Here is an 11,872-nt window from a genome sequence, read left to right on the forward strand (position 1 = left end):
CGCGCGTAGCGCGAGTGGACTCGCCGGGATTTGAACCCGGGGCCTCTTCCTTGCGAAGGAAGCGATCTGCCGCTGATCTACGAGCCCGCAACCGTGTGTTACCGGGAGCGTCGTTTGAACCTTCTGATTCGGGGTGCCGAAAGCGACCGCGCGTGAGCGCTGCGGCGGACACGGCGAGTGCGTCGGCCGTGAGTCGCAGGGCGTTACCCCGCTCGGCGTCCGAGCCTCGGCTAGTCCTCGAGGACGATCTCGATGGAGACGTCGTTCGGGACCTGGATCCGCATCAGCTGGCGGAGCGCGCGTTCGTCAGCGTCGATATCGATGAGACGCTTGTGGACGCGCATCTCCCAGTGCTCCCACGTTGCGGTCCCCTCACCGTCAGGGGATTTGCGCGCGGGGATTTCGAGTGTCTTCGTCGGGAGCGGGACCGGGCCCGACAGGGTTACACCCGTCTTGTCCGCGATTTCGCGGACGTCATCGCAGATGTTGTCGAGGTCCTCCGGAGCCGTGCCCGCGAGGCGAACGCGTGCCTGCTGCATGCGTTATCGCTCGTTGACGCTGAGGACTTTGCCGGCCGCGACGGTCTGACCCATATCGCGGATGGCGAAGCTGCCCAGCTCGGGGATCTCGTTCGAGGACTCGATGCTGAGCGGCTTCTGGGGACGGACCGTCACGACGGCCGCGTCGCCCGACTGGATGAAGTCCGGGTTCTCCTCGGCGACCTCGCCGGAGGAGGGGTCGATCTTCTTGTCGATCGACTCGACCGTGCAAGCGACCTGTGCGGTGTGGGCGTGGAAGACCGGCGTGTAGCCGGCCGTGATCACCGAGGGGTGCTGCATGACGACGACCTGTGCCTGGAACGTCTCGGCGACCGTCGGCGGCTCGTCGGCTGGGCCGCAGACATCGCCACGGCGGATGTCGTCCTTGCCGATTCCGCGGACGTTGAACCCAACGTTGTCACCGGGTTCGGCTTTCGGCACTTCCTCGTGGTGCATCTCGACCGTCTTGACTTCCCCGCCCACGTCGGAGGGCTGGAAGGAGACGTTGTTGCCGGTGTTGAGAATGCCCGTCTCGACGCGGCCGACCGGGACCGTGCCGATGCCGGAGATTGTGTAAACGTCCTGAATCGGGAGGCGCAGCGGCGCGTCCGTCGGCGGCTGCGGCTCCGGCAGGTTGTTGAGCGCCTCAAGTAGCGAGGGGCCGTCGTACCACGGCGTATTCTCGGAGGCCTCGGAGACGTTGTCGCCCTCGAAGGCGGAGGTCGGGATGAACTCCGCGTCGTCGACGTTGAAGCGAACCTGCTGGAGGAGCTGTTTGACTTCCTCGACGACCGTCTTGTACTTGGACTCCTCGTAGTCGACGAGATCCATCTTGTTGACGGCGACGATGAGTTCGTCGATGCCAAGGGTGCGGGCCAGGAAGACGTGCTCCTGTGTCTGCGGCTGGACGCCGTCGTCCGCCGCGACGACGAGGACCGCGTTGTCGGCCTGGCTCGCGCCCGTGATCATGTTCTTCACGAAGTCGCGGTGGCCCGGACAGTCGACAATAGTGAAATTGTACTTGTCGGTGTCAAACTCTTGGTGGGCGATGTCGATGGTGACACCGCGCTCTCGCTCCTCGGCGAGGTTGTCCATGACGTAGGCGAACTCGAAGCCGCCCTTGCCCTTCTCTTCGGCTTCCTCTCGGTACTGCTCGATTACGTGCTCGGGTACGCTCCCAGTCTCGAAGAGGAGCCGCCCGACCATTGTACTCTTTCCGTGGTCGACGTGGCCGATGACGGCCAGATTCTGGTGGGGTATGTCGCTCATTATTGTCTCACGCGCGGATGCGCTGTATCGGAATCTTTTGTCGGTGCCCCGTAAAACGATTTCGAAAGGGTTCGGCCGAATCCGGACGTGTCGGGCGGTTTGCGACCCGATACCACGGGATGCGGCTAGCCGGGGTCAGAGCGATTTGCGAAGCCGGAGTGATCAGTCCGCCGGGACGGTCACCTGGAGGGCAACCGGCCGACATCCGCGAGCACCGCACTCGCTGTCTCGGGGCCGCCCGCACCGCGCCCGGAAATGTTGAGCCGTCCGGCATGGTGGGTCTCCAACTGGACGATGTTGAGCGTCCCCGAAACGGCGAGCGTCCCGTTTTCGGGGACCAACCGGGGGCCGACCCGGACGTCACCGTCCGCGACCTCGCCGATGAGGCGTATCGTTCGTCCGTCCTCGGCAGCCAACTCTAAGGCGCTCCCCGGCAGGTCGTCGATTCCCTCGACCTCGGCGTCTTCGAGGGTGTAGGTGTCCTCGTAGAGGACGTTCGCGAGGATAACGCATTTCAGGGCCGCGTCGATCCCCTCCACGTCGAAGGTCGGGTCGGCCTCAGCGACACCGAGGTCCTGCGCTTCGGCTAGAACGTGCTCGTAGCCGAGGCCCTCGGCGGCCATCCGCGAAAGGACGAAGTTGGCCGTCCCGTTGAGGACGCCGCGGGCGGCGGTCACCTGCCCATTGAGGTCGTCGATCGTCGACAGTACCGGGATCGCGCCGCCGACCGCGGCCTCGAAGAGGACGGTCCCCGCGGAGTCGGCCTCCAACGACCGGACATCGTCGTAGCGCTCGGCGACCGGTCCCTTGTTCGCCAACACGACGTGGCGATCGCGCTCGAGAGCGCGATCGACGTGTGAAAAGCCCGGTTCGGCGTCGCCAAGCGTCGTCGGTGTCGCCTCGACTAACACGTCGTAGTCGGCCTCGAGAACGTCCTCGGGCGTTCCGTCGCCGACGGTGCCCCGCTCGCGTTTCCGCGACAGCACCGCCTCGGTGTCAAGGCCGGTTGCCCCGACCGCGCCGCTTGCGGAGTCGGCCACGCCGACAACATCGTGGCCGTACCCACCGGCTAACTCGATCACCGACGTGCCAACGGCGCCCGAGCCGACGATTGCGAGTCTCACGCCGACCCCTCCGTCAGTGGTTCGACGACGCGGAGATCCTTTTCATCGGCGACCGCCCGGACCGTCTCGAGTGCGTCGTCGCTTTGGCCCTCCGTTGCGACTAGCCGGAGCCGCGCGCTGGAGGGGCCCTCGGTCCCAGCAGGGGCAGACAGCGAGACGTCCGCGACCGAAACCCCGCCGCGGTCGGCAAACCGGCGGAGCGTGTCCGAGAGATCCGTCTCGACGAGATGCCCGACGAGGACGACCGTCAGTTCCTCGCTGTAGCGCTCGGCGCCGGCCTGGATGACATTAACTCCCGCTTCCCGGAGCGCGTCGACAATCGTATCAAAACGCGCCTCCGTCGCCTCGAGGTCGACTTCGACGGGGATGTGTCCCCGCGGCGTGAGGTTTCCCCGTTCGTGGAAGATCGAGAGCAGATTTCCCCCGTTGTCAGCGATGGGTTCAAGCGCGCGCAGCAGTTCGCCGGGTTCGTCGACAAGTTCCAGCCGAACCGTGTACGAGTTCGTATCGGTCCCGCTCATCGACGCACCTCCGTACGTTCGCTCATTAGGTGTATCTCTGCCCCGCCGGTTATAAGAGCGCCGCCATTCGCAAGCGTGACCGCGACGCTGTCTGGATCGACGGAGACCGGCAGGGCCTAACTGCAGCGATGCCGGTCTGATGGGCCGAGAAAGCCGACACTAGGTGGCGTGGTGGGGGCTGGGACCGACGCTGTTGGATTCCCCAACCGATTTTTCCATCGCCGACCCAAGGATTACGTATGGCCAGTAGTATCTTGATCCCGTTCGAGTTCCCCGACCCGGAACCGGTCTCGCCGGTGCTCGTCGAGGATCTCTCGTCGCTGGAGATCGTGTTGCTCGGTCATTACGGCGTTCCGGAGCAGACGCCGAAGGAGTCCGCACGCGATGAGTTCGAGGACGAGGTGATAGAGCGCTTGGAGGAACTCGCCGAACCGTTCATCGAGGCTGGAGCGGACGTTCGGACCCGGCTGGTGTTCGGAAAGGACCGGGCAGCCGCAATCGACCGGGTCACGATCGAAGAGGAGTGTGCGGCGGAGCTTGACCCGGCGCCGACCGAGGGGATCGATCGGATCCTCGTCCCGCTGCCGGACGTCGCCGAGTTCGACCGGCTCCCGCGGTTTGTCGACGTCCTCTGTGAGGACACGGCGAACACGATCACTCTGTTTCACGTCGTCGAGGGCGAGGAAGATCACGAACGCGGCGAAGAGATCGTCACAGAAACCCGAGAGGGATTGCTTGAGGTGGGATTCGATCCAGATGCGGTCGACACGCGCGTTAGCGATACCGGAAGCCACGACGACGAGATCATCCGTGTCGCCTCGGAGTACGACGCGGTCGTAATGTACGAGGCTGAATCGCGCCTCGGGGACCGGATCTTCGGGACGCTTCCGGACCGCATCCGGAACGCGACCGGTGATCCGGTCATCGTCGTACGCCGCGATTACTGACTCAACAACAGGCAGAGCAAAACGTACTGACCGAGCAAACGGGTCGGGGGCAGTCAGTCTGTTTCCGCCGCTGGCACGTCATCGACGTTCCCGTAGTTGTCGGGAATAAGTGACCCGATTGCACCGGTTCTATCGATTCTGGACCGCCAGTAGAGCAACAAAGAGGAATCGCGTCCCCCGGCGGGTAACGGGCGGTCAGTCCAGTCAAAAAAGGGAGACAGGCGTGGGGTCGTGTCGACCGAGACGGGAAGGTTCAGCGGCTGTCGTTGCCGGCGAAGACTGACAGGAGTTCGTCTCTAGAGGCGGTTCGGGGTAAAACCGTCACCACGTCGTCGGCCCTGACCGTCGTCTCCTCGTCGGGTTGGATTATCGTGCCATCCCGTTCTATCGAGACAACGACGGGCGCGTCCGGGAGCAGTCCGTCGGCCCTCGCGCTCGGGACCGAGTGGCCGACGATGGGGGCGCCATCTGCGACCCCGACCTCGATGACATCGGCACCGTCGGCGAGGGTAACGATGTCCGTTGCGCCGGAGGACTGTTCGGATTCCTCGGGCCTGAAGGGGGCATAGGGGCTTCGAATCTCGGTCTGGACGAGTTCCTCGTCCTCGATCTGTATGTCTAACTCCGAGAGCGACCGGGCAATCGCCCGCAGATCCTCGGTGTCCTCGCCTACGGCAACGACGTGGAGATCACGTCGCCCGGCCATCAGGATTCGGACGTTTACGACGCCAGGGATCGCCTGTGCGGCAAGTGCCAGGCGCTCCCGGTCGGCCGCCGGAACCGTACACATATAAAGGGATGTCAGTCGCCCGCCCGCCTGTTCGAAATTGATCGTTGCGGTGTACCCCTGGATGACGTCTTCTTCCTCAAGTCGGTCGATCCGGTTTCGGACCGTTCCGGCCGAGACGTTCAACCCCTCCGCGATCATCGGGGCAGAGGTGTTCCGGGCGTCGTCCATCAGCGCGTGGATGATGCGTCGGTCGATCTCGTCGAGACGGTGGGCCATATCGTCTCTCCGATCAGACGCGTCTTATGCGTTTGGCGTTGGAGGCGTGATGGCCGTCGCGAGAACAAGACTGGAGGCGAAACCGGGGGCGAAATCGAATATCGAGCCCCGTGAACCGGCGCCACGGACGAGACGCGCGGGCGTTTAGAAGTAGTTGACCTGTTCGGGCAACTCGAGTTTCATTCCCTTCCGCTCGCGGATCTCGTCGATGATCTCCGGCTGGAGATTGTCTGCCATAACCCGGAATCCGGCGTTCTCGGTGTTCCAGGAGGCACGGCCCTCGGTCGCGGATCGGATGTCCGAGGAGAAGCCGATCATCTCGTCGACGGGGGCGATCCCTTCGACGACCATCAGATCGCCCTCTTGATACATGTCGTCGACACGGCCACGCCGGCCTTGGATCTCGCCGGAGGCGGCGCCCATGTGCTCGTTCGGTACATCGATGCGGACCTCTTGAATCGGCTCGAGCAGTTTGATCTCGGCGTCGATCAGGGCGTTGTGAACCGCGCGGCGGACCGCGGGGATGACCTGTGCCGGACCGCGGTGAATGGCGTCCTCGTGGAGTCGGGCGTCGTGCAGCCGGATCAGCGCGCCCTCAACGGGCTCGGCGGCGAGGGGGCCGTCGTCCAGAGCCTCTTCGAGGCCCTCGATGACGAGCTCCATCGTCTCGTTGAGGTGTTGGATCCCCTTCGTGTCGTCGATGAAGACGTTCGTATTGAAGATGTGCTCGACGTTCTGGGCTGTATCCTTGTCCATGCCTTCGTCCATGAGCGCCTCGCGGCGCTCGAGTTCGGGCATGTCCATCGACGCCTCGCCGAGTTTGATCGCCTCGACGATATCGTCTTCAAGCGGCTCAACCGTGATATAAAAGCGGTTGTGGTTGTTCGGCGACCGCCCCTCGACCTCGCGGGACTCGCTCTGGGGGGCCTCGCGATAGACGACGATCGGTTCGCCGGTGTTGACCGGGATTCCCTGGTTGCGCTCGATACGCTGGGTGATGACCTCGAGGTGGAGTTCACCCTGTCCGGAGATGAGGTGCTCGCCGGTGTCCTCGTTGATCTCGATTTGGATCGTTGGGTCCTCCTTTGCGACCTGCTGGAGCGTCTCGATGAGCTTCGGCAGATCGTCCATGCTCCGTGCCTCGACAGACTTCGTGATGACCGGCTCGGAGATGTGCTCGATGGACTCGAACGGCGTCATTTCGACGCTCGAGACCGTCGAGCCGGCGATTGCGTCCTTTAGCCCCGTCACGGCAGCGATGTTGCCGGCCGGGACGCGATCGACTTCCTCGCGTTCGCCACCCATGTAGACGCCGACGCTCTGCACGCGGTTCGTGCCGACCGTTCCGGAAACGTACAGATCTTGACCCTTCTCGATGGTACCTGAGAAGACCCGCCCCGCGGCGATTTCGCCGGCGTGGGGGTCGACACCGATGTCAGTGACCATCAGCACGATTTCGCCGTCCTCGTCGACGAGACGCATCGTCCCGGCGAGATCGGAGTCGGCGTCGCCACGCCAGATCCGCGGGATACGTCGCGGCTGCGCGTCGACCGGGTTCGGGAAGTGCTCACAGACCATATCGAGAACAACATCCGACAGGGGCGTCCGCTCGTGGAGCTCCTGTCGCTTGTCAGCCTTCTCTAGGTCGATGATCTCGCCGAAGTCCATCCCGGTGCGCTGCATCGACGGCATTGAGACACCCCACTTGTACAGCGCGGAGCCGAAGCCGACAGTCCCCCCCTCGACGGAAACCGTCCAGTCGTCGTCGATGTCGTCCATTTCTTCGGTCATTCCGCGGATGAGCTCGTTGACGTCCGAAATAACGCCCATGAGCCGCTGTTGCATCTCCTCGGGGCCTTCCTGAAGCTCCGAGATGAGGCGGTCGACCTTGTTGATGAAGAGCGCCGGCTTGACACCCTCTCGTAGCGCCTGCCGGAGGACGGTCTCGGTCTGCGGCATCGCGCCCTCGACGGCGTCGACAACCACTAGCGCGCCGTCGACGGCACGCATCGCGCGCGTCACGTCGCCGCCGAAGTCGACGTGGCCCGGCGTGTCGATGAGGTTGATGAGGTGGTTTTTATCACCGTACTCGTGGGTCATCGAAACGTTAGCCGCGTCGATGGTGATCCCGCGTTCCTGTTCGTCTTCCTCCGTATCCATCGCGAGTTGTTGGCCCGCGGTGTCGTCGGAGATCATCCCGGCACCGGCCAGCAGGTTGTCAGTGAGCGTCGTCTTCCCGTGGTCGACGTGGGCGGCGATGGCGATGTTCCGGATGTTCTCCGGAGCGTCCATCAGCCGTTCACACTCCTGTACGATCTTCTTGCGTCGGCCCATTATACTGTCTAATTTCGCCAGCAGCGTGAAAAGAGTAGTGTTTCGTCGTGGGCTGCCCCACGACGAGGCTCACGAGACAAAACTGTGGGTCTCGGAACGTTTCGGCGCGGCGGTCTCGCGCCGAAGCTCGTCGGATTGTTTAAATATAGAACGAGTGGTCTCGCCGGTCACTCGGTGCGGAGTAGTTCGCGGACAACGTGGCCGAGAAAGCCCACGAAGGGCGGGACGAACACAGAGCCGTGAATCGCCGCGGTGTACGTAACTCCGGCTGGCTTCGCGAGGAGGAACAGGCCGTAGACGGCAGACATGATGACGATCCAAATCGCCGTAATAACGACAAACGGGACGGTGTCACGGACTGCGGTGCCGACGGACGACTGCAACGTGCGAACCATGCACCTACTGTTGCTCGGAGTATGTAAAAGAATCCTGAATGGACGCGCGGAGCGCCGGAGGCGCGGTACCGGCGGCGAAACAGTCAAACGGATACATCTCGTGGTAGCTTATGACATGGATGTTCGCGTGAGAGGGAGCGGGTCTGTCGAGCCGTTTCTCGCCGCACGGGACCTGCTCGCGACGGAGTACGATCTTGAGTTGCCCGTGATCGTGAAGATACGCGAAAACCCCGACGAGCGAACGATGGCGGGGCACTACGATGATCGCCACGAGCTGCTCGTCTCGCAACGGGCGGCCAGTTCAGCGATGGCCCGCGAACTCGCGCTTCACGAGTTCGCACATATGGCGCGCTACGAGGAGGGTCATCCGTCCCACGTTCAATCGACCGAGGAAGCGCTGTTCTTAGCACTTGCCGGCCGGAGCGTCGAGCGCCGAAAGCTCTCGCATTGCTATCAGATCGCCAATCATATGAAGGACATCTACGCCGACGACATCACCCTCGATATCGGGCCGACAGGAAAACTCGTCGACTTCATGGAATCGTCGCTCGCGGCCGCACTGGCGGAGATACCGCAACCCGCCCCGGGAGAGTGGACCCGCCAGACGGAGTCGGCCGACCCGGAGATCACGGCCGTCAACGCCGCGTTCGCGCTTGCACTTCTTGAGCGACACGGCGCCATCGACGAGGGGCACCGACTGTACGATCTCGCGGACGCGGCCGCAGCCGACGCCCCCAGTGTCTCGCTATCGCGATTCAAGCGACACTTCCAGTCGCTCGGCGATGACCCTGGCACGTCGGAATACCGAAAAGCGCTGGTCGAGGTGACCCGCGAATACATCAGTTCGGACGAAAGACGCGCCGCGGACTAGTCCCGCTGGACGATCCGGACGAGTCGGTCGTCGCCCTCGACGGGAAACGGTTGATTCGCCCGGCCATCACGGTTCGAGGTGATCGCGTACAGTTGGCCGTCGGGGGCTTGCTCAAGGTGGCGGATTCGCCCCAGTTCGTCGGCAAAGAGGTTGTGGGCGACCGACTCGTAGTCGGGGTGAAGCCACGAGTCGTCGTATCGCGACCCGCCGATGTCGGGGGCAGCCCCACCGTGGACGCTGATCGAAACCAGCGTCTGCGAGCGCAAGCCGCCGACGAGGAGACGATTCCGAAGCGCCGGGACGGCCGCACCCGTATAGAAGACGCCCCCCGACGGAGCCCATGTCTCGTTCGGTCCGGTGTTCACGAGTGGGTTCGTGACGCCCGCCGAGTCGCCGTACCGCCGATACTGGTCGTCTTCGCCGCCGCTTCGGACGTCCGGCCAGCCGTGATCTTGACCCCGCTCGACGACGACGACCTCGTCGCGGGCGGACGGGCCGTGTTCGGTGACCACCGGCGTGCCGTCCGGGAGGAACGCCATCGCCTGCGGGTTCCGGTGGCCGTAACTGTACACGCGAGGGTCGCCGGCATCGGGGTTGTCCTCGGGAGCGGTGCCGTCCGGTTTCAATCGCAACACCTTCCCGGCGAGGCTGTCCGGATCGGCGCTCAACGCCTCGGTCCCGGCGTCGCCCGTCGTGACCCAGAGGTAGTTCCGAGGGCCGAACGCGAGGCGGGCCCCGTTGTGGTAGTCCTCTCCGGGAAGCCCGTCGATGACGACCGTTTCCGTCGGGTCGTCGCCGCTCAGATCGAAGTACGACAGCCTGTTTCGGAGGTCGTCGGAGCCGTACGTATAAAATCCGTACAGTACGGGAACGTCAGGGTAGTTCGGGTGAAGCGCGATCCCGAGTAACCCCCCCTCGCCGCCGCCGTCCCACCAGTCGCCGTCCTCGCCCGGGGCGACCGAACTTGCGTGTTCGATGACCCCGTCAGGTTCGACGACCGTTTCGAGGGAGCCGGCTTCGTAGCGGTTGATCCGGCCGACGCGCTCGGAAATAAAACACGTTCCGTCGGGGGCGAACGTCATCCCCCAGGGAATCTCGATTCCCTCGGCGAGCGTCTCGACCTCGAGAGCAGCCGCAAGCGGGGACGTGTCGGGAGCCGTCCAGTCGGGGTCGTAGCGGTCCCACGATTCGATGTCGTGGTCGACCCCGAGGTCGAACGCCGAGTCGACCGGGTCCGGGCCCGAGGCGGCCGGGGACCCGTCGCCGAGGCAGCCGGCGGTGGTCGCGCCGACGCCGACAGCGAGCAGAAACCGGCGGCGCGGCAGGCGGGAAGGCATACCTAAATCGTGGAACTCGGTCCGCTAAAACGTACTGTTTGCGGTGGCTTGTGGCATCGGAGAACAGAAAGGAAAGAAACCAACGGGCGATTAGCGAGCGGCGGCCGCGACGCGCTCTTGCTCTTCTTTCTGGCTGACCGGGTAGGCCTGCAGGTCGTAGTTCGACGCGCCGATAAGCTGGTTCGCCAGCGCTTCGGCGGCCGAGGTCGTCGTCTTGAACGCGCTGTTGTACGTACCCTGCGCCATGAACTTCAGAGACTGGTCGACGCGGCGTTGCGGCCCGACATCGACGGCTTTCGGCACCGAGATGCCACCATACTTCAGCCGCACCGTCTCCTCGCGTGGGCCGGCGTTCTCGACGGCCGTCACGAGCACCTGAATCGGGTTCTCGTCGGTCCTGTCCTCGACGATTTCGAAGGCCTCGCGGACGATCCGGGTCGCCTGCTGTTTTTTGCCCGTGTTCTCGTCAGTCTGCATCAGGCGGTTGATCAGCCGCTCGACGATCGAAATCTCGGATTTCTTGAACTGCTTTTCGGAGTGTCGGCCCATCGTGTGTGCGATCGGCGTCACCGTGATGTAGCGGCGCGTCGAGGGGTCGGAGTACTCGATGCCGTCGACCTCGTACTCGCCGAAGAGTTTCGCCGAGACGCGCTCGTCGTCGGTCGACGCTGGGGCATCGGGTTCGGGGGCGTCGGGGCTCATCGTACCGGTTTCTCCGCGTTCCCGCGAACGAGTTCGATCATCGAGACGCCGTTGACCTTCTCGACCTTGTAGTTGACACCGGAGAGGTCGCCCATCGCGCGGCCCTTCGCGCCGCCGATACCGGCGATCGTGACCTCGTCGTGCTCGTCAATAAAGGAGATCGCTCCGTCGCCGGGGCAGAAGGCGGTGACCTGCTTGCCGTTCTTGATGAGCTGGACCCGGACGCATTTCCGGATTGCCGAGTTGGGCTGTTTGGCTTCGATTCCGACCTTCTCGAGGACGATGCCCCGTCCCTGCGGGGCTCCCTCGAGGGGGTCGGACTTCTTTCCAAGTCCGCGGGCACGGCGCGCGTAATCGGAGTCGGACCACCGGTGTTTCTGGCGGTCCTTCTTGAGTTTGCGCGCGGCGTATTTGCCGTTCGCCATAGTAAGTGTTGTTTCTCTACGGAGCTACTTAAGGGTCCCTTTTCCGACTGCAACACGTGAGAGCGGCCCACGATTCAGGCGCGCGCCGAGCGGAAGCAGGGCGGTTGATTTCTGTTGGCGACAACGACTGTTATGACGGATCAAGATCCCCCGTGTGCCATATATAAATGGAGTGCCGACGGTCGTCCGTCGTTGAGAACTGACTGTCGTGATCGCCGGGGGTCACCGGTCGGGCGGCGGTGCTGTTCTACGTGTCCGCTGTTGGGGTGTGTCTGGGGGCTCGGTTATTCGAAGTCGCCCTCTTCGAGGGCGGCCCGCAGTACCATCCCGAGTGCGAGGTGTTGGCGGGCGGCCTCGGCGACGTTATCGCGGGCGGTTTCGGCGTCGTCGAGGGTGTATTCT

Annotated in this window: 12 protein-coding genes and 1 tRNA gene; 2 read left to right on the plus strand and 11 right to left on the minus strand. The window is 63.9% G+C overall.

What is annotated here, in order from left to right:
- Positions 1-15: 15 nt before the first annotated feature.
- The 5 genes from ACI944_RS06455 to ACI944_RS06475 form a co-directional block, all read right to left on the minus strand.
- A tRNA-Ala gene (locus ACI944_RS06455) sits at positions 16-87 on the minus strand.
- Between the two features lie 143 nt (positions 88-230).
- Positions 231-539 (minus strand): 30S ribosomal protein S10, encoded by a 309-nt coding sequence (gene rpsJ, locus ACI944_RS06460; protein ID WP_015410669.1) that lies wholly within the window; start codon positions 537-539, stop codon positions 231-233.
- A gap of 3 nt (positions 540-542) precedes the next feature.
- Complete coding sequence (tuf, locus tag ACI944_RS06465; protein WP_411718236.1) at positions 543-1,808, minus strand: translation elongation factor EF-1 subunit alpha; 1,266 nt, start codon at positions 1,806-1,808, stop codon at positions 543-545.
- Positions 1,809-1,987: 179 nt separating this feature from the next.
- Positions 1,988-2,932, minus strand: coding sequence for a homoserine dehydrogenase (locus ACI944_RS06470; RefSeq protein WP_411718237.1), 945 nt, complete (start codon positions 2,930-2,932; stop codon positions 1,988-1,990).
- Entirely contained in the window at positions 2,929-3,453 is a 525-nt protein-coding gene (locus tag ACI944_RS06475) for an amino acid-binding protein (RefSeq protein WP_411718238.1), read from the minus strand. The genes ACI944_RS06470 and ACI944_RS06475 overlap by 4 nt, the downstream gene beginning before the upstream one ends.
- Positions 3,454-3,692: 239 nt before the next feature.
- On the opposite strand from ACI944_RS06475, the gene ACI944_RS06480 reads away from it, so the two are divergent.
- Positions 3,693-4,400: a universal stress protein gene (locus ACI944_RS06480; protein ID WP_411718239.1), complete on the plus strand. Its 708-nt coding sequence runs from the start codon at positions 3,693-3,695 to the stop codon at positions 4,398-4,400.
- 253 nt (positions 4,401-4,653) lie between these two features.
- On the opposite strand, the gene ACI944_RS06485 is transcribed toward ACI944_RS06480, so the two are convergent.
- From ACI944_RS06485 to ACI944_RS06495, 3 genes are all read right to left on the minus strand, one after another.
- Positions 4,654-5,406, minus strand: coding sequence for a winged helix-turn-helix transcriptional regulator (locus ACI944_RS06485; RefSeq protein ID WP_411718240.1), 753 nt, complete (start codon positions 5,404-5,406; stop codon positions 4,654-4,656).
- Between the two features lie 144 nt (positions 5,407-5,550).
- Complete coding sequence (locus ACI944_RS06490; RefSeq protein ID WP_411718241.1) at positions 5,551-7,740, minus strand: elongation factor EF-2; 2,190 nt, start codon at positions 7,738-7,740, stop codon at positions 5,551-5,553.
- Positions 7,741-7,907: 167 nt separating this feature from the next.
- Positions 7,908-8,135 carry a hypothetical protein gene (locus ACI944_RS06495; RefSeq protein WP_411718242.1) on the minus strand — a complete coding sequence of 76 codons (228 nt, stop codon included), beginning with the start codon at positions 8,133-8,135 and terminating at the stop codon, positions 7,908-7,910.
- A 115-nt stretch (positions 8,136-8,250) separates the two neighbouring features.
- Between ACI944_RS06495 and ACI944_RS06500 the strand changes: the two genes are divergently transcribed.
- Positions 8,251-9,006: a DUF5781 family protein gene (locus ACI944_RS06500; RefSeq protein ID WP_411718243.1), complete on the plus strand. Its 756-nt coding sequence runs from the start codon at positions 8,251-8,253 to the stop codon at positions 9,004-9,006.
- Here ACI944_RS06500 and ACI944_RS06505 read toward each other — a convergent pair.
- The 3 genes from ACI944_RS06505 to ACI944_RS06515 form a co-directional block, all read right to left on the minus strand.
- Entirely contained in the window at positions 9,003-10,343 is a 1,341-nt protein-coding gene (locus tag ACI944_RS06505; RefSeq protein WP_411718244.1) for a PQQ-dependent sugar dehydrogenase, read from the minus strand. The two genes, ACI944_RS06500 and ACI944_RS06505, sit on opposite strands and share 4 nt — an antisense overlap.
- 90 nt (positions 10,344-10,433) lie before the next feature.
- Positions 10,434-11,045, minus strand: coding sequence for a 30S ribosomal protein S7 (locus ACI944_RS06510; RefSeq protein ID WP_411718245.1), 612 nt, complete (start codon positions 11,043-11,045; stop codon positions 10,434-10,436).
- Positions 11,042-11,470 (minus strand): 30S ribosomal protein S12, encoded by a 429-nt coding sequence (locus ACI944_RS06515; protein WP_015410678.1) that lies wholly within the window; start codon positions 11,468-11,470, stop codon positions 11,042-11,044. Before ACI944_RS06515 ends, ACI944_RS06510 begins: the two co-directional genes overlap by 4 nt.
- Between the last annotated feature and the right edge of the window lie 402 nt (positions 11,471-11,872).

This window comes from Natronomonas sp. (assembly GCF_046710025.1).
In the GTDB taxonomy this organism is placed as follows: Archaea; Halobacteriota; Halobacteria; order Halobacteriales; family Haloarculaceae; genus Natronomonas.